Raw genomic sequence first — 24,708 nt, 5'->3', positions numbered from 1 at the left:
CGCCGGGAAAATCAGATGGGCTGCTGGTGCTGGTTAAAGCGCGAAGCGAGCGGCAGCCAGCACAGCAGAATCAGCAGCCCCATCAGGGTCATCAGTAACCCAAGGCTGCTTTGCCCGGTTTGCGGCAGCATCGCGGAAAGCCAGGCCAGCGCACCGGAGCCAATATTTTGCAGACCGCCGACCAGCGCACCTGCCGTGCCTGCGAGGAACGGGAAGGGTTCCATCGCGCCGCTGGTAGCGAGCGGGAACAGCATTCCGGCACCGAAGAAGAACAGCGCGGCAGGCACCAGCAGCGTCCAGACGTTCATCACGCCGAACAGACCGGGGATCCACATCATCAGCCCGGCCAGCAGACAGCTGATGACCGACTGCCACATCAGGCTGGCGAAGCGCTTATTTTGGCGACCGGCGAACCAGGCACCAAAAAAGGCCGCCGGGATCGGCAGGATGAACAGAATACTGACCACCATGCTGCTGTAGCCCAGACCCGCGCCCAGCAGCACGCCGGAACAGGCTTCAAACACCGCAATACCCGCCAGGCCGCCAATCAGCATCAGCAGATAGCAGTTAAAAGCACCGTTGCCGAACAGGGTTTTGTAGCGGGTGGATAAGCGCGTTGGCGGTGCGTTTTGCGGACGCGTTTCCGGCATCCAGCGCGCCATGCTGAACGTTACGCCCATGCACAGCACCAGCAGGAAACCGTAGCACGCGCGCCAGCTCCAGGCCGTGTCCAGCAGGCCGCCAACCAGCGGGGCCAACAGCGGGCTTACCAGGATGCCCATATTCAGCAAGCTGTTGGCGTGACGCAGCTGAGTGCCTTCGTATAAATCACGCGGAAGCGTACGCGCCATCACGCCGCCAACGCCGGTTCCCATTCCCTGCAGCGCGCTGGCGGCAATCAGAACCGTCAGGCTGTGGGTGGTCATAGCGATGACCGTCGCCAGCATAAAAATCGTCATCCCGACCAGAATCACCGGGCGGCGACCCACCCGATCGGAGAGCGGGCCGTAAAAGAGCTGCGAAATGCCGTAAGTCAGCAGATAAGCGGCCATGACGCTTTGCACCGCGCCTTCCTGGACGTTCAGCTCGCGCGCCATGTCGGCAATTGCCGGAATATAAATGGTCTGCGCCATCTGCCCGACGGCGACAAGCAGCACCAACATCAACAGCAGACTGACGTTCTTATGCCTTTTCATGCGATGAATACTTTGTGAATGATTTAAAAGAAAGAATATGTGACTGGCACATCCGTTAAACGCGGTGGAAATCTACCACAGTAAAACGACAGAACAACCATGTCGGGCTGATTGATTCGCAGGGTTCAGGCAGATTTTGTAAACAACACTCGGCAACTATTGTTGCCAGCGATTTATAAAAGAGGGGCGGTTGCCCGCCCCTCTTCGGTACGGCCTGAACCCGATCACCGGAAGGTTTTCAGGACTGCATCAAGCAGTTGCAGCAACGCAACCATGAGTTTCAGGACTAACAGTGCCAGTTCCATTCCACCCATACGCTTCTCCCGTAGTGAAGGAGAACTTCCGGCTGACTTACCTCTCCGCTGCCTGTCATCAGCCGTGTTGTTGACGTAACACAGTGTGCTCTCCCGGGGGTTAAGGCGCTGACGGCACCACCCGTTTCAGCCAGGACTTATTGCGCGCCGGTGTACATGCGGCCCCCAAATGGCTCACCGTGAACAGCTTCAGTATAGATAAACACTGTATGTATGAACAGGTGTTTTTATAAGTGAAACTCGTCATGTTCCGCATGCGGGACTACGCGGAAAACCGGGGCTTAAATTGCACGATCGCCGCCGATCGCGTATACTTTTGCGGTTGACGTAACAGAGTGTGCTTTGCGGCCACCACCCGCTAACCACAGACAAAACCTCGCTCCGGCGGGGTTTTTTGTTTTCGGCAGTTTTACGGCGAAATGTGATCGGTTGCACAAAATTCCATGAGCCGCAATAAAGCCCTTGCCGACATCTGTAAAGCTGTGCTTGTATGGATCCGGTCAATAACACAACGTCATGGTCCCTAATGAACGCTACCTTCAACGCACTGAACCTACTACCAACTGCGCAACCAGCCGCAGTGGTCGTCGTGCGTGTGGTGGTCGTCGTCGGCAATGCGCCGTAGGGTCCGGAACACACGATTCCAAAACCCCGCCGGCGCAAACCGGCGGGGTTTTTCGTTAAAAGCCTCCCGGAAAGTCGGCCCAGAAGAAGAAGGACTGGAGCATGGCAACTTCGGGCACGCAGTCGTCACAAGCAACTTCACAGGCTAAGCGCTTCACCGGCGCGCAGCTGATTGTTCACCTGCTGGAACGTCAGGGTATTACCACCGTTACGGGGATCCCCGGCGGCACTGTCTTACCGCTGTACGACGCCCTCAGCCAGAGTAAACAAATACGCCACGTGCTGGCCCGCCACGAGCAGGGTGCAGGGTTTATTGCGCAGGGCATGGCGCGCACTCAGGGCAAACCTGCCGTATGCATGGCCTGCAGTGGGCCGGGTGCCACCAATCTGGTGACCGCCATTGCTGACGCCCGCCTCGATTCTATTCCGCTGGTCTGCATCACCGGCCAGGTGCCTGCCTCGATGATTGGTACTGACGCATTCCAGGAAGTGGACACCTACGGCATCTCCATCCCGATCACCAAACATAACTACTTAGTGCGTGACATCAGCGAACTGCCGCAGGTCATCAGCGACGCGTTCCGGATCGCGCAGTCTGGCCGCCCAGGCCCGGTGTGGGTGGATATTCCGAAGGATGTTCAGACCGCAGAAATCGACATCGACGACCTGCCAATGCCGGGCTGTAAAGCGCCTGCGCCGGTGTTTAACCTTTCCGATGTTCGCGACGCAGCAGCGATGATCAATGCCGCCAAACGCCCGGTGCTGTACCTGGGCGGTGGCGTGATTAACGCGCCGGAACATATTCGCAAGCTTGCGGAAAAAGCCAACCTCCCGACCACCATGACGTTAATGGCGTTGGGCATGCTGCCGAAAACGCATCCGCTGTCGCTCGGGATGCTCGGGATGCACGGCGCGCGAAGCACCAACTATATCCTGCAAGAATCTGATTTACTGATTGTTTTAGGTGCACGTTTTGATGATCGGGCGATTGGTAAAACCGAGCAGTTCTGCCCGAATGCCAAAATTATCCACGTTGATATCGATCGCGCGGAGCTTGGTAAAATCAAGCAGCCGCACGTGGCGATTCAGGCAGACGTCGGTGAAGTGCTGGACCAGTTAATCCCGCTGATCGAAGCGCAGCCGCGCGCCGAGTGGCGTCAGCTGGTGAGCGATTTGCAGCAGGAGTTTCCATCGGCGATCCCGCAGGCTGGCGATCCGTTAACGCACTACGGCCTGATTAATGCCGTGGCCGCCTGCGTGGATGACGATGCGATTGTGACCACCGACGTGGGCCAGCACCAGATGTGGACGGCGCAGGCTTACCCGCTGAACCGCCCGCGTCAGTGGCTGACCTCCGGCGGTCTCGGGACTATGGGTTTTGGCCTGCCCGCGGCTATTGGCGCGGCGCTGGCGAACCCGCACCGCAAAGTGCTGTGCTTCTCCGGCGACGGCAGCCTGATGATGAACATTCAGGAGATGGCGACGGCGGCAGAAAACCATCTCGACGTCAAAATCATCCTGATGAACAACGAGGCGCTGGGGCTGGTGCATCAGCAGCAAAGCCTGTTCTACAAGCAGGGCGTATTCGCCGCGACCTATCCAGGTATGATCAACTTTATGCAGATTGCGCAGGGCTTTGGTCTGCAAACCTGTGACCTGAATGCGGCGGAAGATCCGCAGGCCACACTGCAGGAAATCATTTCCCGTCCGGGCCCGGCGCTGATTCACGTGCGCATCGACCCGCAACAAAAAGTCTGGCCAATGGTGCCGCCGGGTGCCGCAAATACTGAAATGGTGGGGGAATAAGCCATGCAAAACGCAACCCATGACAACGTAATCCTTGAACTCACCGTGCGCAACCACCCAGGCGTAATGACCCACGTATGCGGCCTGTTCGCCCGCCGTGCATTCAACGTGGAGGGCATTCTGTGCCTGCCGATTCAGAACAGCGATAAAAGCCGTATCTGGCTATTGGTTAACAATGACCAGCGTCTGGAACAGATGATAAGCCAAATCGACAAGCTTGAAGACGTCACCGAGGTGATGCGCCACCAGAGTGACCCTGGCGTCTTCAATAAGCTGGGCCTGTTTTTTGAGTAATTAACGCGGGCTGGCTGTCGACTTACTCGTGGATGCCTTTATGATGTGCAGGCTAAAGCAATCTGTGAGGACGCATGATCTGGTTGACGCTGGCCACGCTGGTGGTGGTATTTGTGGTGGGGTTTCGGGTATTAACCTCGGATTCGCGCCGGGCAATTAAGCGCCTGAGCGAGCGCCTGAATATAACGCCCATGCACATCGAATCGATGATCGATCAGATGGGAAAAAAGATGGGGGAGGAGTACCTGAGCTATCTGCACCGCCCAAATGAGGCCCATCTACAGAATGCTGCACAGATTTTGCTGATCTGGCAGGTGGCAGTGGTGGACGCAAGTGAGTCCAACCTGCTTTTCTGGCACAGGCAACTGCAAAAGGCGCGACTTGCGGTGCCCGTCACCGACGCGCAAATACGCCTTGCGCTGAGCTTTTTGCGGGAGCTGGATCCTGATATGGCCGAGTTTAACGCCTTCCAGCACCGCTACAATCAGCTGTTTATGCCGCAGGATGGCGTCACCTGGCTGCACTGATACCACGGTGAATGACGACTGGTATCGGCGATCGTCATTCATTTATGTCATCCTGATGCGCAAACTGAACCTCGTTCGCTGGCGTGGTTCAAATGACAGAGCCAACTACTCAGGACGTTATTATTCTGGCCATTTTTCCCCCGGGGGCCGGGGTGAGGGTTAATAAAATTTCTGCTATTCTGCCCGCGCAATTAAGGGGGCAGCATGCTTAACATCGTTTTATTCGAACCAGAAATCCCACCCAATACCGGCAACATCATTCGCCTGTGTGCCAACACCGGCTTTCGCCTGCATATTATCGAGCCTATGGGCTTTGCCTGGGATGATAAGCGTCTGCGCCGCGCGGGACTGGATTATCACGAATTTACCGCCGTTCAGCGCCATGCCAGCTACGAAGCGTTTTTTGAGGCAGAGAAGCCTCAGCGCCTGTTTGCGCTCACCACCAAAGGCACGCCTGCCCACAGTGCGGTGAGCTATCAGGACGGGGATTATCTGATGTTTGGCCCGGAAACCCGCGGTTTGCCTGCCAGCATTCTGGATGCATTGCCGCCAGAGCAAAAAATTCGCATTCCGATGATGCCGGACAGCCGCAGCATGAACCTGTCGAATGCGGTGTCGGTCGTGGTGTATGAGGCCTGGCGCCAGCTGGGATATTCGGGCGCGGTATTACGTAGCTGAAGGATTTGTCGGGTGGCGGCTACGCCTGACCCGACCTACAGATTCGACGTTCGTGTAGGCCCGGCAAACGTGAGAGCCGCCGGGCAATACGCTAAATGCCGTCACCATACTCAAAGGTATGGTGAATGCCGTTGAAGTGCTGATCCATATCCATCGCCGGTTTGTCGCTGTCTGGCTTGCCGACGATGCGCGCCGGAACGCCTGCGGCGGTCGTGTGTGGAGGGACGGGCTGCAACACGACGGAGCCCGCACCAATCTTCGCGCCGCGGCCCACTTCGATATTGCCAAGGATTTTCGCCCCCGCGCCAATCATCACCCCTTCACGAATTTTCGGATGGCGATCGCCGCTGGTTTTGCCTGTCCCGCCGAGGGTAACGGATTGCAGAATGGAAACGTCATTTTCGATGACGGCTGTTTCGCCCACCACAATGCCGGTGGCGTGGTCGAGCATGATGCCGCGGCCAATTTTCGCCGCCGGGTGGATGTCCACCTGGAAGGTCACCGAAACCTGGTTTTGCAGGAAAATGGCTAACGCACGACGCCCCTGATTCCACAGCCAGTGGCCGATACGATAGGCCTGAAGTGCGTGGAAGCCTTTGAGATACAGCAGCGGCGTGGAGTATTTATCGACGGCCGGGTCGCGGGTGCGCACGGCCTGAATATCACAGGCGGCGGAGGCGATCATTTCCGGGTCGGCGGCGTAGGCTTCTTCCACCACTTCGCGAATAGCAATCGCGGGCATAATCGAAGAGGCGAGCTTATTGGCGAGCATATAGCTCAGCGCACTGCCGAGGTTTTCATGTTTGAGGAGCGTGGCGTGGTAGAAGCTGGCAAGCATCGGCTCACAGTCGGCCAGCGCGCGGGCTTCAGCTTTGATATTGTTCCAGACGATGTCCAGTTCTTCACACGGCATTGCGAACTCCAGGCGATAAGCAAATGACCGGTCAGTTCTGCGCTGACCGGGTCATTGGGATGGTGACGATTCCCTGCGGTTAGTGGTGGCTGCGCTCTTCCTTGCTGGCACGACCTAATAGGGTCAATGCTGCCTCGCGCGCATTCTTTCCGCAATACAATACCTGATAAATTTCCTCGGTTATTGGCATTTCGACACCAAACCGGTGCGCAAGTGCCCGAACCTCTTTGGTATTGCGGTAGCCTTCGACCACCTGACCAATCGCATCCTGCGCGCTTTGCACGTCTTTACCCTGGCCGAGCGCCATGCCAAAGCGGCGGTTGCGCGACTGGTTATCGGTGCAGGTCAGCACCAGATCGCCAAGCCCCGCCATGCCCATAAAGGTGGAAGGGTCGGCACCTAGCGCTGCGCCCAGGCGGGACATTTCTGCAAGCCCGCGGGTAATCAGCGCCGTACGCGCGTTCGCGCCAAAGCCGATACCGTCGGACATGCCCGCACCAATGGCGATAACGTTTTTCACCGCGCCGCCCAGCTGCACGCCGATGAAATCCGGGTTGCTGTAGACGCGGAAGCTTTTGCCGCAGTGAAGCAGCTTTTGCAGATCTTCCGCGAACTGAGGATCGGTTGACGCCAGCGCAATCGCCGTTGGCATGCCTGCCGCCAGCTCTTTCGCAAACGTCGGGCCTGAAATTACCGCCAGCGGAATGGCATCGCCCAGCGCTTCACGCGCAACATCCTGCAGCAGACGACCTGTCTCCGCTTCGAGTCCTTTGGTCGCCCAGACCAGGCGGGCATCAGCGCGCATCAGCGGTTTAAGCTGGCGCAGCACTTCGCCAAAGACATGGCTTGGCACGACGACCAGAATATCGCGACTGGCGGCCATCGCCGTGGCGAGATCGGCTTCAAGATACAGCGTGTCAGGGAAAGGCACATCAGGGAGGAAGGCCGCGTTGCAGCGGTCTTGTTGCAGCACGGCGAGGTGTTTCGGGTCGTGCCCCCAAAGCACTACGTCGTGGCCATTTCTTGCCAGGGTGATGGCAAGAGCGGTGCCGTACGAGCCGGCACCGATCACAGTCATTGCAGCTTTACGTGCGTTCATCAGGCATCCTGATGTTGTTCGGCACCTTCGCCAGCCTGCTGCTGCAGATAGTTCATGAACAGCGCATCAAAGTTCACTGGCGCAAGGTTCAGTTGTGGGAATGTACCGCGGCCTACCAGGCTTGTGATGCATTCGCGCGCATACGGGAACAGAATGTTCGGGCAGTATGCACCCAGGCAGTGTGCCATCTGAGTCCCTTCGATACCTTCGATAGAGAAAATGCCGCCCTGCTGAACTTCACACAGGAACGCCGTTTCTTCGCCCAGGGACGCGGTTACGGTCACGCGCAGTACGACTTCATACACGCCTTCCGCCAGCTGGGTGGAAGCGGTATCCAGATCAAGTTTAACCTCTGGCTGCCAGTCTTTCTGGAAAACATGCGGCGCATTTGGCGCTTCAAAGGAAACGTCTTTGGTGTAAATACGCTGAATCTGGAAAGTCATTTCTGGGTTGGTTTGTTCTGACATCTTTTTTTTGTCCTTAAAAGGGATTATTTCAGCAGGGGATCGAGTCCACCACGCGCGTCAAGTGCATACAAGTCGTCACAGCCGCCAATGTGCTGTGCATCAATAAAAATCTGCGGCACCGTGGTGCGGCCACTACGTTCAATCATCTCTTCGCGCTTTTCAGCGTTACCATCGATAGGTAACTCCTGGAAGCTGACGCCCTTCTCTTTCAGCAGCGCTTTCGCGCGTACGCAGAACGGACAGGTTGCTTTGGTGTAGATCTCAATATTGGCCATGACGTTACCTCAGAAAATTACTTACCGCGAACCAGCGGCAGGTTCTCACCGCTCCAGCCTGCAACACCTTCTTTCAGAACGAAAACGCGCCCGAAGCCCGCTTTGTTCAGATTGTTGGCGGGCTCCTGAGCCTGCATACCGGAACCATCTACAACGATGATGGGTTTATCTTTATGTTTTTCAAGCTCGCCGAGGTTATTCGCTTTGATTTCGGCTGGCAGCAAGTTAACGGAACCAGCAATGTGGCCTTTACGGAAATCATCACGCTGGCGCAGATCGACAACGATGGCTTCTTCTTTGTTGATAAGACGCGTGGCTTCACCGCGGGTGATGACTTTAATTTTGGAAGTCAGGCCTTTGAACGTGGTGAACAGCACGGCAGCCAGTAAGCCAACCCAGGCGATACTCAGTATGGGATGACGGCTAACAAATTGCATAATTTCTTGCATGGGGGGTGATAACTCCCGACTCAGTGATTAAAAAAACAGGAAAGGAGTATACCTGTGCAGGGGGGCAATTACAGCAAGCCGAACCTAAGCTAATCCAATTTCTGCGGAGTGGTACGAGAAATTTCGATCAAAAATAGCCAAATCGCCCCGCCAGCCGCGCCCGTTCTTTGATCTTCTGAGGCAGATTTATCGATTCAGCTGTAGTAAAATTACGCAAATTTTTTATCTTGTGAGCATGAGGTTGTCGCAATGTCTGATACTAAAAAACCGATGGTACTGGTGATTCTGGATGGCTATGGCTATCGCGAAGAGCAGCAGGATAACGCGATCTTCAGCGCGAAAACGCCAGTGATGGATGGCCTGTGGGCAAAACGCCCTCATACGCTGATTGACGCTTCCGGCCTGGAAGTGGGTCTGCCAGACCGTCAGATGGGTAACTCTGAAGTCGGCCATGTTAACCTCGGCGCAGGCCGTATCGTGTATCAGGACCTGACCCGTCTGGACGTGGAAATCAAAGAGCGTACCTTCTTTGAAAACAGCGTGCTGGCCGGTGCCGTTGATAAAGCTGTTGCCGCAGGCAAAGCGGTGCACATTATGGGTCTGCTGTCTGCCGGTGGCGTTCACAGCCATGAAGATCACATCATGGCGATGGTTGAAATGGCCGCTGAGCGTGGTGCAGAGAAAATCTACCTGCACGCTTTCCTCGACGGTCGTGATACTCCACCTCGCAGCGCGAAATCCTCTCTGGCTGCCTTCGAAGAGAAATTCGCTGCGCTGGGCAAAGGCCGCGTAGCGTCAATCATCGGTCGTTACTACGCTATGGACCGCGACAACCGTTGGGACCGCGTTGAGCAGGCCTACGATCTGATGACCCTGGCAAAAGGTGAGTTCCAGTTCGACTCCGCAGTTGCCGCTCTGGAAGCCGCATACGCACGTGACGAAAACGACGAATTCGTGAAAGCGACCGTTATCCGTGCCGCAGGCCAGGCCGATGCCGCAATGGAAGATGGCGATGCGCTGATCTTCATGAACTTCCGTGCGGACCGTGCCCGTGAAATCACCCGCGCTTTCGTAAACAAAGATTTCGACGGCTTTGCGCGCAAAAAAGTGGTTAACCTCGACTACATCATGCTGACGCAGTATGCCGCCGATATCGACGCACCGTGCGCTTACCCGCCAGCTTCCCTCGCGAATACCTTCGGCGAGTGGATGGCGAAGAACGACAAAACCCAGCTGCGTATCTCTGAAACCGAGAAATATGCTCACGTGACCTTCTTCTTCAACGGCGGCATCGAAGAGAACTTCGCGGGCGAAGAACGTATCCTGATCAACTCTCCGAAAGTCGCAACCTACGATCTGCAGCCAGAAATGAGCTCTGCAGAACTGACTGAAAAACTGGTCGGTGCCATCAAAGGCGGTAAATTCGACGCCATCATCTGTAACTATCCGAATGGCGACATGGTTGGCCATACCGGCGTGATGGAAGCTGCAGTGAAGGCGGTTGAAGCGCTGGACCACTGCATTGACGAAGTGAGCAAAGCCGTTGAATCCGTTGGTGGACAGCTGCTGATCACCGCAGACCACGGCAACGCCGAGCAGATGCGTGACCCTTCTACCGGCCAGGCGCACACGGCGCACACCAACCTGCCGGTACCGCTGATTTACGTCGGTAACAAAGCGGTGAAAGCGGTCGACGGCGGTAAACTCTCCGACATCGCCCCAACCATGCTCTCCCTGATGGGCATGGAAATCCCGCAAGAGATGACTGGCAAGCCGCTGTTCATCGTGGAATAATCCCTCCCCATGAGGGGAAAGGCGATTGTTTCAAAGACCTGGATCGCGACGGCAGTCCGATCCGTTTGTTACGCCAGCGCGTTCAGCGCTGGCGTATTGCTGTGCGCGGCATCTGCTCAGGCAGATGACCGTGACCAGCTGAAATCCATTCAGGCCGATATCGCCAGCAAAGAGAAGGCGGTACGCCAGCAGCAACAGCAGCGCTCAGCCCTGCTCGCCCAGCTTAAAACCCAGGAAGAAGCGATTGCCGTCGCCGCCCGTAAGCTGCGCGACACGCAGAATACCCTCGCCGACCTCAATAAGCAGGTCGATGAGATGAATGCCTCCATCACCAAACTGCTTAAGCAAAAAGCTGCTCAAGAGCGCAACCTTGCCGCTCAGCTGGATGCGGCATTCCGCCAGGGCGAGCATACCGGTATTCAGCTTATTCTCAGCGGCGAAGAGAGCCAGCGGGGCCAGCGTTTGCAGGCCTATTTTGGCTACCTCAATCAGGCCCGCCAGGAAACCATCGCCGAGCTGAAGCAGACCAGTGAAGAGGTCGCCTCGCAAAAAGCGCTGCTTGAAGAGAAGCAGAGCCAGCAGCAAACCCTGCTCTACGAGCAAAAGGCGCAGCAGGCCAAACTTGAGCAGGCGCGTAACGAACGTAAGAAAACCCTTGCCGGGCTTGAGTCCTCCATTCAGGCCGGTCAGCAGCAGCTTTCCGAACTGCGCGCCAACGAATCCCGCATGCGTTCCCGCATAGCGCAGGCAGAAGCTGCCGCCCGTGCGCGTGCAGAGAAAGAAGCCAAAGAAGCACAGGCCGTTCGCGACCGCCAGCAGGATGCTTCCCGCAAAGGCACCACCTACAAACCTTCCGAAAGTGAGCGCTCGCTGATGGCCCGTACCGGCGGCCTGGGCTCACCTCGTGGCCAGGCATTCTGGCCCGTTCGTGGCCCAACGCTGCATCGCTATGGCGAACAGCTTCAGGGTGAACTACGTTGGAAAGGGATGGTTATCGGTGCGTCTGAAGGCACCGAGGTCAAAGCCATCGCCGATGGCCGCGTAATCCTCGCCGACTGGCTGCAGGGCTATGGCCTGGTCGTGGTGGTGGAGCACGGGAAAGGCGACATGAGCCTTTACGGATACAACCAGAGCGCGCTGGTCAGCGTCGGCACTCAGGTTCGCGCCGGCCAGCCGATTGCCCTTGTGGGCAGCAGTGGCGGTCAGGGCCGACCTTCACTCTACTTCGAAATTCGCCGCCAGGGTCAGGCGGTCAATCCACAGCCGTGGTTGGGAAGATAAGTTTTGCTTCAATTTCGCCCGTTAGCGTTGTCCTTCGCCGCCTTAGTGGCGATGGTTGCCCCGGTTCATGCCGGAAAACTCTCGATAGTCATTGATGATTTTGGCTATCGCCCCCAGCAGGAAAATCAGGTGCTGGCCCTGCCCAACACCCTCTCCGTCGCCGTTTTACCTAATGCGCCGCACGCCCGTGAAATGGCGACCAAAGCCCATAATAGCGGCCATGAAGTGCTGATCCATCTGCCGATGGCACCCATCAGTAAACAGCCGCTGGAGAAAGATACCCTGCGTCCGGACATGAGCAGCGATGAGATTGATCGCATCGTTCGTGAAGCGGTAAGCAAGGTGCCTTATGCCGTGGGCCTGAATAACCACATGGGCAGCGCCATGACCTCCAGCCTGTTTGGCATGCAGAAGGTGATGCAGACGCTGAGCCACTACAATTTCTACTTTCTCGACAGCATGACGATTGGCAACAGCCAGTCGATGCGGGCCGCCGCCGGAACGGGCGTGAAGGTCATTAAGCGCAAAGTGTTCCTCGACGATACGCAGAACGAAGCGGATATTCGCACGCAGTTTAATCGCGCTATCCAGATTGCGAGGCGCAGCGGTTCTGCGATTGCCATCGGACATCCGCATCCGACCACGGTGCGCGTTCTTCAGCAGATGGTGTATAACCTGCCGCCTGATATCACCCTGGTTCGCCCCAGCAGCCTGCTGAATGAACCGCAGGTTGATACCTCGACGCCGAACAATGCCGTGCCAGTGAAACCAACGGCGCCCCGCAACCCATTCCGGGGCGTGAAGCTGTGCAAACCGAAAAAACCGCAGCAGCCAGTCTATGCGAGCCGTTTCTTCGATGTGTTAAGCGACAGCATTACGCACAGCACGCTGGTGCAATACTTCCAGCTGCAGTGGCAGGGTTGGGATAAGCCCTGAGCGGGCAGGAAGACGGCGATAAAAAACGCTGAATCTGCGGCGAGATTCTCTATAATGCCCACTGGTTTTAATATGAGAATCAGAGAGCATGGTGCCGCAAAAACGGAAAATCCTGCTGTTCGACAGCGGCAAAGAGTGGGGCGGTGGCACCAACAGCATGCTGGAGTTGCTTAAACGCATCGACAGGCAACGGTTCGATATTACCTGCTGCTTCTACCACAACTATCTTCGTGCGGGCGGTGAGAGCATTGAGCAAGTGCTGAGCACCTTCGGCATTCCGATGATCCTGTTGCCCGCCCGTCGTCAGCCTGGCTGGGCAAAGTTACTGAAAGAAGTCGGTCGCAGCCTGCTGTTCTTCTCCCGCGACACGCGTAAAGCCTTCACCCGAAAGATGGATACGCTGTGGCGCATCCAGCCTGACGCACGCCGTCTGCGCAAGCTGCTGCAGGAAGGCGGGTACGACATCCTGTACATGAATAATCAGCCTGGCTCTAACGAAGAGGGCTATCATGCCGTGAAGGGCCTGCCCGTTGCTCTGGTTCAGCACTGCCGCATTGAACCAGTCCTCTCGCCGTCGCTGGTCGCACTGGTTAATGCGCAGGTGGATAAAATCATTGCCGTTTCCCATGGAGTGGAAAGCGTGCTGCTCAACCACGGCGTTGAGCGCCAGCTCTGCGTCACCGTGAATAACGCCATTGATATTCACCAGCCGTTGCCGGACCGTGCGGTGATGCGCCGCTCGCTGGGACTGGATGACGATACGTTTGTCATCGGCAGCATCGGTTCACTGATCCCCCGTAAAGCGAATCATCACACGCTCGAAGCGCTGGCCTTGTTCAGCCGGAATAATCCCGAGGCAAAGTGGAAGCTGCTGCTGATTGGCGAAGGCCCGGAACGTTCAACGCTCGAAGCACAGGCCGCCGCGTGCGGGCTCGCTGAACGGGTTGTCTTCACTGGATTTCGCAATAATCCATTGGATTATCTCGCCGCCTTTGACCTCTTTATCCTGGCCTCAGCCAGCGAAGGGCTGCCTCGCGTAGTGCTGGAGGCAATGCTGTTAGGGGTTCCGGTCATCGGCTCTGACGTCACCGGGACCGCTGAGCTTATCGACCATCAGCAAACCGGCCTGCTTTTCCCATGGAGTGATACTCAGGCTCTTGCACACAACCTTTCTATGCTCTGGCAAAATGCTGAACTGCGCCGGGCCCTGGCTGAAAATGCCCGTCAGCACGTGCGCCATCACTACGCCATTGAGCATTACGTCGCGGGTGTTGAACGCGAACTAGCCTCTATTTCTTCGGGACGGACCGACCATGTTTAACTTTCTGAATGCCCGCTATCGTCACATCACGGCGCGCCACAATATTCCTTATGCTTCATTGACGCCTTCTGCTCAGAGCGTGCCGATTACCTCGGTCGTCATCCCCTGCACCGGGGCAGATTATGTTGAGGAGGCGTTACTTTCCGCCACCTTCGCCGAGCGCTACGCGCCCGATCTTGAAGAGATTGTTATCGTCAGCGATCAGCCAGAGAGCGCGTTTGGCGCGCTACCGGTAAAAACCCGCGTTGTTACGCTCGATTTGCCAAAGCGTGAAGAGACCTACCGCTACAAGCAGATCTACCTGAGTCGGTTGGTGAAACTGAACGCGCCAATGCAGGCGCGCGGTGAAGGCGTTTTGATGATCGATTCAGACCTGAACCTGCTGCAGATGCCCCGGTTCAGGGTTGAAGAAGGCCATATTTATTCGAGCTTTCGTCAGGGCAAAATGATCGCCAAGCTGGCAGGCGCACCGGCTGAAAAGGTACCGGCTTACTACCAGGGCACCGTGCGCCCGTATATCGTCGACCACGTCAACGGGGCCTTCCTGGCCGCAACGCGCAAAACCTGGCGTCGTATCTGTCCGCTGTGGCTGACGCTTTTCCAGGATACCTGGGAGTTGATGGACGACAGCCAGCCGCCAACGGATCAGCTGCCGCTGGCCGCGCTGCTGGATATGCTTGATCTGAAAACGGTGAATCTGGGCGACTGGATGAACTGGCCGGTCTCCAAAAAAATCGGCGGGCAGGAAGCGGTTATCCCAAAAGAGGTGGTCGGTGCCCATGGCGGTTTCCCGCTCTCTGAGTGGCAGAAATATCTGCAATCAGCTGACAGCAAGCTGCTGTTCAAAGGGCAGGACTACACGCGCAAAGTGCGCTATCTGACGGATAAAGAGAAGCAGCAACAAAGCTGATGCCTTGCGGAGCTAAGCCTGCACTGGCCTACAGAAATCAGCTTCCGTAGGCCGGATAAGCGCAGCGTCATCCGGCAATTACGCGGATTAATCCCAGCTCAGGATAACTTTCCCGGACTGGCCTGAACGCATCGCGTCAAAGCCTTTCTGGAAATCATCAATGCCGAAGCGATGGGTGATGATTGGCGAGAGATCGAGGCCAGACTGAATCAGCGCGGCCATCTTGTACCAGGTTTCGAACATCTCGCGGCCGTAAATGCCTTTGATGAACAGCCCCTTAAAGATAACTTTGGTCCAGTCGATGGACATGTCTGACGGTGGAATGCCCAGCATCGCGATGCGACCACCGTGGTTCATGGTGTCCAGCATCGTGCGGAACGCCGGTGGTGCACCGGACATCTCCAGGCCCACGTCGAAACCTTCGGTCATGCCGAGTTCGGTCATCACGTCCTTCAGGTTTTCAGTCGCCACGTTTACCGCGCGGGTCACGCCCATTTTGCGCGCCAGGCCCAGGCGGTATTCGTTCACATCGGTGATCACGACATTGCGTGCGCCAACGTGTTTCGCCACGGCTGCCGCCATGATGCCAATCGGGCCCGCGCCGGATACCAGCACGTCTTCGCCAACCAAATCAAACGACAGCGCCGTGTGAACCGCGTTGCCGAACGGGTCGAAGATGGAGGCCAGGTCGTCAGAAATGTTGTCCGGGATTTTGAAGGCGTTAAACGCCGGGATCACCAGATATTCTGCAAAACAGCCCGGACGGTTGACGCCAACGCCAATGGTATTGCGGCACAGGTGCGTACGGCCCGCGCGGCAGTTACGGCAGTGTCCGCAGGTGATGTGGCCTTCGCCGGATACGCGGTCGCCGATTTTAAAGCCTTTTACTTCTTGGCCGATGCCAACCACTTCGCCCACGTATTCATGGCCGACAACCATCGGGACCGGAATAGTTTTCTGTGACCATTCGTCCCAGTTGTAAATATGCACATCGGTGCCGCAGATAGCGGTTTTGCGAATCTTAATCAGCAGATCGTTATGCCCGACTTCCGGTTGAGGAACGTCGTTCATCCAGATGCCTTCTTCGGCCTTCAGTTTCGATAATGCTTTCATCTCACATCCTCAGGCAATGACGCCCAGTTGCTTACCGATGCGGGTAAACGCGTCCACCGCACGTTCAATTTGCTCAGGAGTATGCGCCGCGGACATCTGCGTGCGGATACGTGCCTGGCCTTTTGGCACCACCGGATAGAAGAAACCGGTGACGTAAATGCCTTCTTTTTGCAGCTCGCGGGCAAAGTCCTGCGCGACGGTGGCTTCACCCAGCATCACCGGAATGATGGCGTGGTCGGCACCGGCCAGGGTAAAGCCTGCGGCGGTCATTTTTTCGCGGAACAGGCGGGCGTTGGCCCACAGGCGATCGCGTAACTCTGCCCCTGACTCCACCATTTCCAGCACTTTGATGGAGGCGGAAACGATGGCAGGAGCCAGAGAGTTGGAGAACAGGTACGGACGGGAGCGCTGACGTAGCCACTCAACGACTTCTTTACGTGCGGCGGTATAGCCGCCGGATGCGCCGCCGAGCGCTTTGCCGAGGGTGCCGGTGATGATGTCAACGCGGCCCATCACTTCACAATATTCATGCGAACCACGCCCGTTTTCGCCGACAAAGCCAACGGCGTGGGAATCATCGACCATGACCAGCGCATCGTATTTGTCTGCCAGGTCGCACACGCCTTTCAGATTGGCAATGACGCCGTCCATGGAGAACACGCCATCGGTGGCGATCAGCACGTGACGCGCCCCGGCTTCGCGGGCTTCTTTCAGGCGCGCTTCCAGTTCAGCCATGTCGTTATTGGCATAGCGGAAACGCTTCGCTTTACACAGACGCACGCCGTCGATGATGGACGCGTGGTTCAGGGCATCGGAAATAATGGCATCTTCCGCGCCGAGCAGGGTTTCAAACAGGCCGCCGTTAGCGTCAAAGCAGGAGGAGTACAGAATGGCGTCTTCCATCCCGAGGAAATCAGCGAGCTTCTTCTCCAGCGCCTTATGGCTGTCCTGGGTGCCGCAGATGAAACGAACGGAAGCCATGCCGAATCCGTGGCTGTCCATACCGGCTTTTGCCGCGGCGATAAGTTCCGGGTGGTTGGCCAGGCCAAGATAGTTGTTGGCGCAGAAGTTGATGACGTGGCTACCGTCGCCGACGGTGATGTCCGCCTGCTGGGCGGAGGTAATGATGCGTTCTTCTTTAAACAACCCTTCCGCGCGGGCGGTCTCCAGGTCGCTGGTTAACTGTTTGTAAAAATCACCACGCATTGCAACTCTCCAGATTCGGCAAAATTTGGCACATATTACCCAATGCTTCCGGCGTATACGAGATGACACCGCGGCAGATAAGCATTTTTGTAGCATAAATCACGTGTACCCCTGCGGCTTGTCGGTGAATGTGAAGAGTCCGCACAGTGATGGTATGATAAGAACCATTAGCGTCCGGGATAGTCCCGGTCACTCACATTTCAAAGGTTATCGTTATGATCATCGTTACCGGCGGCGCAGGCTTTATTGGCAGCAACATCGTTAAGGCCCTGAATGATAAAGGTATCACCGACATTCTGGTGGTGGACAACCTGAAAGATGGCACCAAATTCGTCAACCTGGTCGATCTCAACATCGCCGATTACATGGATAAAGAAGACTTCCTTATCCAGATTATGGCAGGCGAAGAGATGGGCGAGATCGAAGCCGTGTTCCACGAAGGTGCCTGCTCTTCCACCACCGAGTGGGACGGCAAGTACATGATGGACAATAACTATCAGTACTCCAAAGAGCTGCTGCACTACTGCCTGGAGCGCGAAATCCCGTTCCTGTATGCCTCTTCTGCAGCCACCTACGGCGGGCGCACCTCGGATTTCATCGAGTCGCGCGAATATGAAAAGCCGCTGAATGTTTACGGCTATTCCAAGTTCCTGTTCGACGAATACGTGCGTCAGATCCTGCCGGAAGTGGATTCTCCTGTCGTAGGCTTCCGTTACTTCAACGTTTATGGACCGCGCGAAGGCCACAAAGGCAGCATGGCGAGCGTGGCATTCCACCTCAACACCCAGCTGAATAATGGCGAAAGTCCTAAACTGTTCGAAGGCAGCGACGGCTTCAGGCGTGACTTCGTCTACGTGGGCGACGTCGCAGCGGTAAACCTGTGGTTCTGGGAAAACGGTGTTTCCGGTATCTTCAACCTCGGTACCGGGCGTGCGGAATCTTTCCAGGCCGTAGCGGATGCAACCCTGGCGTTCCACAAAAAAGGCAGCATTGAGTACATTCCGTTCCCGGAAAAACTGAAAGGTCGCTATCAGGCGTTTACCCAGGCCGACCTCACCAATCTGCGTGCGGCAGGCTATGATAAGCCTTTCAAAACCGTGGCCGAAGGCGTTACCGAGTACATGCACTGGCTGAACCGCGACGCATAAGATAAAAAATGAAAATACTGGTGATTGGCCCGTCATGGGTGGGCGACATGATGATGTCGCAAAGTCTCTATCGCACGCTCAAGGCGCGCTATCCCCAGGCGATCATTGATGTGATGGCACCCGCGTGGTGCCGTCCGCTTTTATCGCGTATGCCGGAAGTGAACGAAGCTATTCCTATGCCGCTCGGACACGGCGCGCTGGAAATTGGCGAGCGCCGCAAGCTCGGGCACAGCCTGCGTGAAAAGCGTTACGATCGTGCCTATGTCCTGCCTAACTCCTTTAAATCAGCCTTAGTGCCCTTCTTTGCGGGTGTGCCACAGCGTACCGGCTGCCGCGGTGAAATGCGCTACGGTCTGCTAAACGATGCGCGCGTGCTCGACAAAGCGGCCTGGCCGCTGATGATTGAGCGTTACGTGGCGCTGGCCTACGACAAAGGCGTTATGCGTTCGGCGAAAGATTTGCCTCAGCCGCTGCTGTGGCCGCAGCTTCAGGTGAGTGAAGGCGAAAAATCGCAGACCTGCGGCGCCTTTAACCTCTCCACAGAACGGCAGATGGTCGGCTTTTGCCCCGGCGCTGAGTTCGGTCCGGCGAAACGCTGGCCGCATTATCATTACGCCGAACTGGCGAAACAGCTGATCGACGAAGGCTATCAGGTTGTGCTGCTTGGATCGGCAAAAGATCACGATGCCGGGAACGAAATCCTCGCCGCGCTCAGTCAGGAACAGCAGGCCTGGTGTCGTAACCTGGCCGGGGAGACCCAGCTTGAACAGGCTGTGATCCTGCTTGCCGCCTGCAAAGCCGTGGTCACCAACGATTCGGGTCTGATGCACGTTGCCGCGGCGCTGAACCGCCCGCTGGTTGCACTTTATGGCCCGAGCAGCCCGGACTTCACTCCGCCGCTGTCGGACAAAGCCAAAGTGATTCGTCTGATTACCGGCTACCACAAAGTGCGCAAAGGTGACGGCGAAGAGGGCTATCATCAGAGCCTGATCGACATCACGCCCGCCCGCGTGCTGGAAGAGTTAAACCAACTGCTGCTGGCCGGGGACGCATAACGGATGCGAGTGCTGATCGTGAAAACGTCCTCGATGGGCGATGTGCTCCACACCCTGCCTGCGCTGACCGATGCCGTTCAGGCCATTCCGGGCATTCGTTTTGACTGGGCGGTGGAGGAAGGCTTTGCGCAAATCCCTTCCTGGCACTCAGCGGTAGACAATGTCATTCCCGTGGCGATTCGCCGCTGGCGTAAAGCGTGGTTCTCCGCGCCGGTGAAAGCCGAACGTCAGGCGTTTCGCCAGAAGGTGCAGGCGCAAAAATACGACGCCATCATCGACGCTCAGGGCCTGGTGAAAAGCGCCGCGCTGGTCACGCGCCTGGCGCGCGGCGTTAAGCACGGTATGGACTGGTCCAGCGCCCGCGAACCGCTGGCGAGCCTGTTCTATCATCGTCGCCACCACATCGAAAAGCAGCAGCACGCTGTTGAACGCACGCGTGAACTGTTTGCCAAAAGCTTGGGTTATCTAAAGCCTGAGACGCAGGGTGATTATGCGATTGCGCAGCATTTTCAGCATTTACAGGAACAAACTGCGGCTCCGTATGTGATATTTCTGCATGCCACCACCCGCGATGATAAGCACTGGCCCGAAACGCACTGGCGTGAGCTTGTTCAACTAATGCAAGCCAGCGGATTCCAGATTAAACTGCCGTGGGGAGCCAGCCATGAGCGTGAGCGTGCCGAGCGGATTGCCGCAGGCCTGAGCCATGTGCAGGTGCTACCAAAACTCACGCTTGCTGAGGTTGCCGCTGAGCTAGCCGGTGCGCAGGCCGTTGTCTCCGTCGATACGGGACTGAGCCATTTGACAGCCGCTTTAGACCGCCCCAACATTACGCTCTTTGGCCCGACAGACCCGGGTTTGATTGGCGGCTACGGTAAAAATCAACAACAATATGTCAGCCCAACGGGCAAGATGGGAGATATCACGGCCGATGCGATTTTTAACGCCTTACAGCGAAACCTGCAACGTACGGGCAAGGAAACGTAGTCAATGAGCTATGTGCTTTTGTTTATCCTCTTTCTTCCGGTAAAGCTGCTGGGAAAGCTGTTTCGCAAAGAGACGGGTAAAAACCTTGTCATCCAGACGGCAAAGATTGGCGATTTCGTCAATGCCACACCTTTGCTCAGCCACCTGAAGAAGAGCGATGTGCTGATTAGCCGGGCCGTGGAGCCGCTGGCTAGCCGCGACGATACCATCGGGACGATCTATCTCATCGGTAAAATGAAGCGCAACGTGTTCGCCAAACTCAGCTTTGCCTGGCAGATTATGAATCGCTACGACAACGTGTATTTGCTGCAGCCTAACAGCACGAATTTATTTTTTGCTGCCGTCTGCAACGCCAAAAACAAGCAGTTCTTAAGTATTTACACGCGCCGCTGGTATCACGCCATTTTCTACATGGCGGCGGATGGCGTCGTTGAGCACGGGAAACAAACGCTGTCTGTCACCAATTATTTGCAGCTGGCCGATCGCTCATTGAGCTGGCAGGATGCGCCAAAACATGCCACATATCCGCTGTATCGCCCGCAAACGTGGCCTGTAAGCCTGGACAAAGAAGGCGTGATTCGCATCGGCCTCAGTATTTCCGCCGGGAATAAAGCTAAAACCATTCCTCCTGCTATCTGGCAGCGTATCTTTGACACCCTGAGCATTTTGCCCTGCCATTACTATATTTTTGGCACCGAGAACGAACAGCCCTGGCTGGACGAGCTCTATCGGACGATCGGTGAACAGCCCAATATCACCAGCCTCCTCGGGCAGCTTCCTCTTGAAGACGTGCCGTGGGCTATCTCAAGAATGGATTGTTATATTGCCTCTGACTCGGGCAACGTTTACGTTGCCGATGCGGTTAACGTTCCTGTTGTTCTGCTATATGGCCCGTGCTGCTACCGCGAGCAGCGCCCGCTGGGCGAAACGTTGCTGATCGGCAAAGATGAAAACATCTGTTCGTATGTGTTTGAGACGCGGTATTACTTTGATAAAACACGCGAAGAGCTGTTTGCCATCGGCGAGGAAGAAAAATCACGGCTTTTCCAGTTCGTTTCCAGTCTGCCGCAGGCTGTTAAAATTTCTAACTCTTTGATTTCCGGAATCTGATCAGGTGACCTTTCTCAGCGTCATTATTGCGGCCCATAATGCAGCCCTTACCCTTCCTGCGACGCTGGAGAGTCTGGTTTTAGCCGTTGATTCTGCATTTGTCGATGTCGAAGTTATCATTTTGAACGACGCTTCTGACGATGAGACGCAGAGCATTATTGAGGCGTGGTCGTCACGACTTCCGGGAGCTGTCACCGCAGAAGTTGCCTGGCGAAATGTAGGCCAGGTCAGAAACCATGCTGTTTCATTGGCAAAGGGCCAGTACATCACCATGCTGGACAGCGATGATTTGCTTAAACCCGGTAGCCTGAGAGACGCTGTTGGTTTTTTACGCCAGCATCAGCCCGATATGTTATTGACGCATTTGCTGGAAATTCGCGATATGGCAAAAATAACATCCGAGTGGCAGGGATTCTCTCCCATCAGCCTGACATCGCACGAAGCCATTCGACGTTTTTTAATTCATAAGGATTTTCAGGCCCATTTGATTGGCCAGTTTATCCATCGCGATCTTTATCAGAAAAAAGCCATTCCTCCCATGAGCTGTTACGAAGATTTTGCCGTCTTCCCGACGATGCTCAGCAAAGCCAGTAAAATCTTTTTCCAACGAGACGGTCATTACTACTACATCAAGAGGCAAGGCAGTCTTTCAAATGCGCTGGATGCAGAGAAGATAACGCTTCTGGTAGATTGCACGCTCAGCATGGAATCCGTTTTTCCTGCCATCTTTAAACCCCTTATCAACTGCCACTGGCTTGATATTTATACCAATCATAAACAGCGACTCACTTCTTTACAGCTTGAGACAGTGAAACAGAGGATTGATGGGTTATATTCATGGCGTTTTTTCTTTGCGAAAGACGTTCGCTTTAGCTATAAAAAAAGGGCTATCAAGGCATTATGGAAAAAGTAAGGTTTCGTCTGTATCAGCTTACTCTGCTGCTGACACTGATTTCGGTAGCGTTGGTACTGGTAAGCTCTGGTAAGCAGCGTGAGTTCTTTTATATTGCTGTCTACGGCAGCATCATTGGTCTGATGCTGGAATACAAAAAGGTGGACCTTCGCCTTTTCAGCATCGCATTACCCGTGTTGTTAATCGGACTATTGAATTTGGCCTGGTATTTTGCGTGGGAGTATCACAACGAGGGGATTAACACTTTCAGCAATTATTTTGGTGCAAGTAAAAAACTCATTCTTGGCAGCTTCCTCATTTTTTATCTGGATCGATTTAAAGCATACATCCCACAGGATAAATTTAAGATAGGGTTCGTGTATGCAACGGGAATTGGCTTCATTTTGGCAACGCTCTATGCCATATGGCAAAGCACACAGGGCATGGGCCGCGTTGAAATGGCAATTAACCGTGCAACGGTTTCAGCGTATGTTTATTCCGTGCTGTCAATGGCTTTTATTTATGGGTTGTATCTTCGTAAAACGCTTGCTGCTTATACCCTTGCGGGCGCTGTCATCCTGCTCTCTTATGTCATTATTTTAATGACCGGTACCCGGGCTGCCATGGGCCTGTACATTTTTATCGCTGCCGTACTGACGCTTTATCATTTCAAGAAAATACACGTTAAATTCTCATGCATATTCCTTTGCATCGTTGCGATTATTGTTGCGTTAGGCTACAAGCCTTATATCGAACCGAAACTGAATCAGACTACTGCCGAGATCTCTGATTTTCAGTGGGGAAACGATAATACCTCTCTGGGCGCAAGATTCTCAATGTGGACGGTAGGTATAGCAAACGGTGCCGCTCATCCATTAGGTCAATCCATGGAAAGCCGCAAACAGTGGACAGGGAAGTATATTGAATCACATCCACATCTTAAAACGTCAATGCAATATATAGACATTCATCTACACAACGAGATAGTGGAAAAATACTCTCTGCAGGGGATTCCGGGCGTTGTACTGACCCTCTTCTTCTTTGTTGCACTCATTGCTCAGGCCATCAGGAAGGACAATGGCCTGTTGCTGATTGCGACGTTGTTCCTGCTGTTGTACGGGCTCACTGATGTGCTGCTGCTTAGCTCTGAAGCGGTGATCTTCTACGTGACCATTTTTGCGCTATGCCCGTCTCTTTCACGACGGCTATTGCCCGAGAATTGATACTCTCCAGGCGCCGGTCATCCGGCGTTTTGATTTTTCACCTGATAAAACTCCGCCAAAGTCATTCCCTGTGTCCGCTGCGCAAGCCAGGCGAAGAGCGTCTCCAGATCCTGATACAGCCCTTCAATTGCCGCTTCGTCTTTAAACGTCGGGCTGCCGCCGGGCATAAATTCTGATGAGTGCAGCATAAATTCGACATAATCGTTTCCCTGAGCCAGGCATTTCTCTGCCACCTTGATCATCTCATCCGCATTGCCGCCCGCAGGGCGCAGCCAGTTGACGGAAGGAGAGCGATATTTGCCACGCAGACGGTCGTAACCTTGCTTCACGCTATTCAGCCAGCCGGGATGTTTGTACTGGATGCTCATCGGCACTTCCAGCAGCGGACTGTTTCCCGGCTGATGGATAGCTTCTGTGTCCATAAACCAGGCGCTGTCCGGGAAGTGCTGATAATCCGTTCCGCCCTTGCCCTGCGGTGCTCCCTTTGCGTTGCGCCAGTTTACCCGCGGTGTCACTGAGCAATCGACCTGATAACCAAGCTCGATCAGCAATTTGGCGTAGCGGCTGTCGAATGCCCAGCGACCGGCGCGGTGGCTGAGCATTTTCGTCTGGAAGGTTTTCTCAAGCAGATTGGTCATAAAAAGCACTTTTTCGCGCAGTACCGTATCCGGATATTCAATCAGATAGGGCTGCCAGCGCCAGTCATCGCCTGTCAAATCATACTCCGGCGGGCTGTTCCAGGCGTGCAGGTGCATCCCGACTTCCCCCTGGCCGCGGGCAATTACCTCTTTGGCAAACTCGATATAAACCGGATCGACCGCCATCTCATAGTTCGTCAACCAGACCGGCTTGAAACCGTATTTTTCACACAGGGCCTGGAAGCGCGGCAGGTATCGGGCATTTTCAGTTTTAATTTCCCGATGGTTTTGCCAAAGGTTGTCGCCTTCAGTATCGATGGTGATGATAAAAGCAGGTTTGGTCATGATGATCCCATGGTGAATGAGGGTTAGGGCTATGTTACGCACTCTCATCTCATAGAGTAAACAGTTGCCAGGAAAAAGCTGACATTGCTGAGAAAGGATGCAACTGC

General features: G+C 55.4%; 26 protein-coding genes. 16 read left to right on the top strand and 10 right to left on the bottom strand.

Annotation, left to right across the window (positions count from 1 at the left end):
- Positions 1-11: 11 nt before the first annotated feature.
- Both emrD and tisB read right to left on the bottom strand, forming a co-directional pair.
- Entirely contained in the window at positions 12-1,196 is a 1,185-nt protein-coding gene (gene emrD, locus AB1287_RS21660; RefSeq protein WP_312627999.1) for a multidrug efflux MFS transporter EmrD, read from the bottom strand.
- A gap of 224 nt (positions 1,197-1,420) precedes the next feature.
- Positions 1,421-1,501 (bottom strand): type I toxin-antitoxin system toxin TisB, encoded by an 81-nt coding sequence (gene tisB / locus AB1287_RS21655; RefSeq protein WP_435619081.1) that lies wholly within the window; start codon positions 1,499-1,501, stop codon positions 1,421-1,423.
- Positions 1,502-2,036: 535 nt separating this feature from the next.
- Here tisB and ivbL point away from each other — a divergent pair.
- The 5 genes from ivbL to trmL all read left to right on the top strand — a co-directional run bounded on the left by ivbL (position 2,037) and on the right by trmL (position 5,439).
- A complete protein-coding gene (ivbL, locus tag AB1287_RS21650) occupies positions 2,037-2,135 on the top strand; it encodes an ilvB operon leader peptide IvbL (protein ID WP_312627996.1) in 99 nt (32 codons plus the stop codon).
- A 101-nt stretch (positions 2,136-2,236) separates the two neighbouring features.
- Positions 2,237-3,940 carry an acetolactate synthase large subunit gene (ilvB, locus tag AB1287_RS21645; RefSeq protein WP_435619062.1) on the top strand — a complete coding sequence of 568 codons (1,704 nt, stop codon included), beginning with the start codon at positions 2,237-2,239 and terminating at the stop codon, positions 3,938-3,940.
- Positions 3,941-3,943: 3 nt separating this feature from the next.
- Complete coding sequence (ilvN, locus tag AB1287_RS21640; RefSeq protein ID WP_312627993.1) at positions 3,944-4,234, top strand: acetolactate synthase small subunit; 291 nt, start codon at positions 3,944-3,946, stop codon at positions 4,232-4,234.
- 74 nt (positions 4,235-4,308) lie between these two features.
- Positions 4,309-4,761: a DUF1198 family protein gene (locus tag AB1287_RS21635; protein ID WP_312627992.1), complete on the top strand. Its 453-nt coding sequence runs from the start codon at positions 4,309-4,311 to the stop codon at positions 4,759-4,761.
- A gap of 204 nt (positions 4,762-4,965) precedes the next feature.
- Complete coding sequence (gene trmL / locus AB1287_RS21630) at positions 4,966-5,439, top strand: tRNA (uridine(34)/cytosine(34)/5-carboxymethylaminomethyluridine(34)-2'-O)-methyltransferase TrmL (RefSeq protein WP_435619061.1); 474 nt, start codon at positions 4,966-4,968, stop codon at positions 5,437-5,439.
- Positions 5,440-5,530: 91 nt separating this feature from the next.
- Here trmL and cysE read toward each other — a convergent pair whose 3' ends face one another.
- From cysE to AB1287_RS21605, 5 genes are all read right to left on the bottom strand, one after another.
- A complete protein-coding gene (gene cysE / locus AB1287_RS21625) occupies positions 5,531-6,352 on the bottom strand; it encodes a serine O-acetyltransferase (RefSeq protein ID WP_312627990.1) in 822 nt (273 codons plus the stop codon).
- A 79-nt stretch (positions 6,353-6,431) separates the two neighbouring features.
- Positions 6,432-7,451: an NAD(P)H-dependent glycerol-3-phosphate dehydrogenase gene (gene gpsA, locus AB1287_RS21620; protein ID WP_435619060.1), complete on the bottom strand. Its 1,020-nt coding sequence runs from the start codon at positions 7,449-7,451 to the stop codon at positions 6,432-6,434.
- On the bottom strand, positions 7,451-7,918 hold the full coding sequence (gene secB / locus AB1287_RS21615) for a protein-export chaperone SecB (RefSeq protein ID WP_312627987.1): 468 nt from the start codon (positions 7,916-7,918) through the stop codon (positions 7,451-7,453). Before secB ends, gpsA begins: the two co-directional genes overlap by 1 nt.
- Positions 7,919-7,941: 23 nt before the next feature.
- On the bottom strand, positions 7,942-8,193 hold the full coding sequence (grxC, locus tag AB1287_RS21610) for a glutaredoxin 3 (RefSeq protein ID WP_312627986.1): 252 nt from the start codon (positions 8,191-8,193) through the stop codon (positions 7,942-7,944).
- A gap of 17 nt (positions 8,194-8,210) precedes the next feature.
- Positions 8,211-8,642 (bottom strand): rhodanese-like domain-containing protein, encoded by a 432-nt coding sequence (locus AB1287_RS21605; protein ID WP_312627985.1) that lies wholly within the window; start codon positions 8,640-8,642, stop codon positions 8,211-8,213.
- Positions 8,643-8,891: 249 nt separating this feature from the next.
- Between AB1287_RS21605 and gpmM the strand changes: the two genes are divergently transcribed.
- The 5 genes from gpmM to AB1287_RS21580 all read left to right on the top strand — a co-directional run bounded on the left by gpmM (position 8,892) and on the right by AB1287_RS21580 (position 14,884).
- A complete protein-coding gene (gene gpmM / locus AB1287_RS21600; protein WP_312627984.1) occupies positions 8,892-10,436 on the top strand; it encodes a 2,3-bisphosphoglycerate-independent phosphoglycerate mutase in 1,545 nt (514 codons plus the stop codon).
- A 9-nt stretch (positions 10,437-10,445) separates the two neighbouring features.
- Entirely contained in the window at positions 10,446-11,717 is a 1,272-nt protein-coding gene (gene envC, locus AB1287_RS21595; protein ID WP_435619059.1) for a murein hydrolase activator EnvC, read from the top strand.
- A gap of 3 nt (positions 11,718-11,720) precedes the next feature.
- The gene (locus tag AB1287_RS21590) at positions 11,721-12,653 is read left to right on the top strand and encodes a divergent polysaccharide deacetylase family protein (RefSeq protein WP_435619058.1); all 933 of its coding nucleotides are present in this window, start codon (positions 11,721-11,723) and stop codon (positions 12,651-12,653) included.
- Between the two features lie 88 nt (positions 12,654-12,741).
- Positions 12,742-13,974, top strand: a complete 1,233-nt coding sequence (locus AB1287_RS21585; RefSeq protein ID WP_435619057.1) for a glycosyltransferase — start codon at positions 12,742-12,744, stop codon at positions 13,972-13,974.
- A complete protein-coding gene (locus AB1287_RS21580; protein WP_312627979.1) occupies positions 13,967-14,884 on the top strand; it encodes a hypothetical protein in 918 nt (305 codons plus the stop codon). Before AB1287_RS21585 ends, AB1287_RS21580 begins: the two co-directional genes overlap by 8 nt.
- Positions 14,885-14,971: 87 nt before the next feature.
- Here the strand turns inward: AB1287_RS21580 and tdh are convergent, their stop codons facing one another.
- A complete protein-coding gene (gene tdh, locus AB1287_RS21575) occupies positions 14,972-15,997 on the bottom strand; it encodes an L-threonine 3-dehydrogenase (RefSeq protein WP_435619056.1) in 1,026 nt (341 codons plus the stop codon).
- 9 nt (positions 15,998-16,006) lie between these two features.
- A complete protein-coding gene (gene kbl / locus AB1287_RS21570; RefSeq protein ID WP_435619055.1) occupies positions 16,007-17,203 on the bottom strand; it encodes a glycine C-acetyltransferase in 1,197 nt (398 codons plus the stop codon).
- Positions 17,204-17,418: 215 nt separating this feature from the next.
- Between kbl and rfaD the strand changes: the two genes are divergently transcribed.
- From rfaD to AB1287_RS21540, 6 genes are read left to right on the top strand one after another with little or no spacing between them, the layout of a single operon-like run.
- Positions 17,419-18,351, top strand: coding sequence for an ADP-glyceromanno-heptose 6-epimerase (rfaD, locus tag AB1287_RS21565; RefSeq protein ID WP_435619054.1), 933 nt, complete (start codon positions 17,419-17,421; stop codon positions 18,349-18,351).
- Positions 18,352-18,359: 8 nt separating this feature from the next.
- Positions 18,360-19,406 (top strand): ADP-heptose--LPS heptosyltransferase RfaF, encoded by a 1,047-nt coding sequence (gene rfaF / locus AB1287_RS21560; RefSeq protein WP_435619053.1) that lies wholly within the window; start codon positions 18,360-18,362, stop codon positions 19,404-19,406.
- Positions 19,407-19,409: 3 nt separating this feature from the next.
- Complete coding sequence (rfaC, locus tag AB1287_RS21555) at positions 19,410-20,393, top strand: lipopolysaccharide heptosyltransferase RfaC (protein WP_435619052.1); 984 nt, start codon at positions 19,410-19,412, stop codon at positions 20,391-20,393.
- Between the two features lie 3 nt (positions 20,394-20,396).
- A complete protein-coding gene (locus tag AB1287_RS21550) occupies positions 20,397-21,503 on the top strand; it encodes a glycosyltransferase family 9 protein (RefSeq protein WP_435619051.1) in 1,107 nt (368 codons plus the stop codon).
- Between the two features lie 4 nt (positions 21,504-21,507).
- Positions 21,508-22,416, top strand: coding sequence for a glycosyltransferase family 2 protein (locus tag AB1287_RS21545; protein WP_435619050.1), 909 nt, complete (start codon positions 21,508-21,510; stop codon positions 22,414-22,416).
- Complete coding sequence (locus AB1287_RS21540; RefSeq protein WP_435619049.1) at positions 22,404-23,618, top strand: O-antigen ligase family protein; 1,215 nt, start codon at positions 22,404-22,406, stop codon at positions 23,616-23,618. The genes AB1287_RS21545 and AB1287_RS21540 overlap by 13 nt, the downstream gene beginning before the upstream one ends.
- Positions 23,619-23,635: 17 nt before the next feature.
- Here AB1287_RS21540 and AB1287_RS21535 read toward each other — a convergent pair whose 3' ends face one another.
- A complete protein-coding gene (locus tag AB1287_RS21535) occupies positions 23,636-24,601 on the bottom strand; it encodes a polysaccharide deacetylase family protein (RefSeq protein ID WP_435619048.1) in 966 nt (321 codons plus the stop codon).
- Between the last annotated feature and the right edge of the window lie 107 nt (positions 24,602-24,708).

It is taken from the genome of Scandinavium sp. UTDF21-P1B (assembly GCF_040750395.1).
Classification (GTDB): domain Bacteria; phylum Pseudomonadota; class Gammaproteobacteria; order Enterobacterales; family Enterobacteriaceae; genus Scandinavium.
The sequence above is the reverse complement of the archived record's forward strand: the minus strand, read 5'-3'. Positions and strand labels throughout refer to the sequence as shown.

Excerpts from the sequence above, each read along its gene's own strand:
- emrD (WP_312627999.1), bottom strand. The coding sequence starts at position 1,196 with ATGAAAAGGCATAAGAACGTCAGTCTGCTGTTGATGTTGGTGCTGCTT.
- kbl (WP_435619055.1), bottom strand. The coding sequence starts at position 17,203 with ATGCGTGGTGATTTTTACAAACAGTTAACCAGCGACCTGGAGACCGCC.
- rfaC (WP_435619052.1), top strand. The coding sequence starts at position 19,410 with ATGCGAGTGCTGATCGTGAAAACGTCCTCGATGGGCGATGTGCTCCAC.
- ilvB (WP_435619062.1), top strand. The coding sequence starts at position 2,237 with ATGGCAACTTCGGGCACGCAGTCGTCACAAGCAACTTCACAGGCTAAG.
- AB1287_RS21550 (WP_435619051.1), top strand. The coding sequence starts at position 20,397 with ATGAGCTATGTGCTTTTGTTTATCCTCTTTCTTCCGGTAAAGCTGCTG.
- gpmM (WP_312627984.1), top strand. The coding sequence starts at position 8,892 with ATGTCTGATACTAAAAAACCGATGGTACTGGTGATTCTGGATGGCTAT.
- AB1287_RS21580 (WP_312627979.1), top strand. The coding sequence starts at position 13,967 with ATGTTTAACTTTCTGAATGCCCGCTATCGTCACATCACGGCGCGCCAC.
- AB1287_RS21635 (WP_312627992.1), top strand. The coding sequence starts at position 4,309 with ATGATCTGGTTGACGCTGGCCACGCTGGTGGTGGTATTTGTGGTGGGG.
- ivbL (WP_312627996.1), top strand. The coding sequence starts at position 2,037 with ATGAACGCTACCTTCAACGCACTGAACCTACTACCAACTGCGCAACCA.
- tisB (WP_435619081.1), bottom strand. The coding sequence starts at position 1,501 with ATGGAACTGGCACTGTTAGTCCTGAAACTCATGGTTGCGTTGCTGCAA.
- secB (WP_312627987.1), bottom strand. The coding sequence starts at position 7,918 with ATGTCAGAACAAACCAACCCAGAAATGACTTTCCAGATTCAGCGTATT.
- AB1287_RS21540 (WP_435619049.1), top strand. The coding sequence starts at position 22,404 with ATGGAAAAAGTAAGGTTTCGTCTGTATCAGCTTACTCTGCTGCTGACA.
- AB1287_RS21535 (WP_435619048.1), bottom strand. The coding sequence starts at position 24,601 with ATGACCAAACCTGCTTTTATCATCACCATCGATACTGAAGGCGACAAC.
- ilvN (WP_312627993.1), top strand. The coding sequence starts at position 3,944 with ATGCAAAACGCAACCCATGACAACGTAATCCTTGAACTCACCGTGCGC.
- AB1287_RS21605 (WP_312627985.1), bottom strand. The coding sequence starts at position 8,642 with ATGCAAGAAATTATGCAATTTGTTAGCCGTCATCCCATACTGAGTATC.
- grxC (WP_312627986.1), bottom strand. The coding sequence starts at position 8,193 with ATGGCCAATATTGAGATCTACACCAAAGCAACCTGTCCGTTCTGCGTA.
- cysE (WP_312627990.1), bottom strand. The coding sequence starts at position 6,352 with ATGCCGTGTGAAGAACTGGACATCGTCTGGAACAATATCAAAGCTGAA.
- rfaD (WP_435619054.1), top strand. The coding sequence starts at position 17,419 with ATGATCATCGTTACCGGCGGCGCAGGCTTTATTGGCAGCAACATCGTT.
- tdh (WP_435619056.1), bottom strand. The coding sequence starts at position 15,997 with ATGAAAGCATTATCGAAACTGAAGGCCGAAGAAGGCATCTGGATGAAC.
- rfaF (WP_435619053.1), top strand. The coding sequence starts at position 18,360 with ATGAAAATACTGGTGATTGGCCCGTCATGGGTGGGCGACATGATGATG.
- trmL (WP_435619061.1), top strand. The coding sequence starts at position 4,966 with ATGCTTAACATCGTTTTATTCGAACCAGAAATCCCACCCAATACCGGC.
- AB1287_RS21585 (WP_435619057.1), top strand. The coding sequence starts at position 12,742 with ATGGTGCCGCAAAAACGGAAAATCCTGCTGTTCGACAGCGGCAAAGAG.
- gpsA (WP_435619060.1), bottom strand. The coding sequence starts at position 7,451 with ATGAACGCACGTAAAGCTGCAATGACTGTGATCGGTGCCGGCTCGTAC.
- envC (WP_435619059.1), top strand. The coding sequence starts at position 10,446 with ATGAGGGGAAAGGCGATTGTTTCAAAGACCTGGATCGCGACGGCAGTC.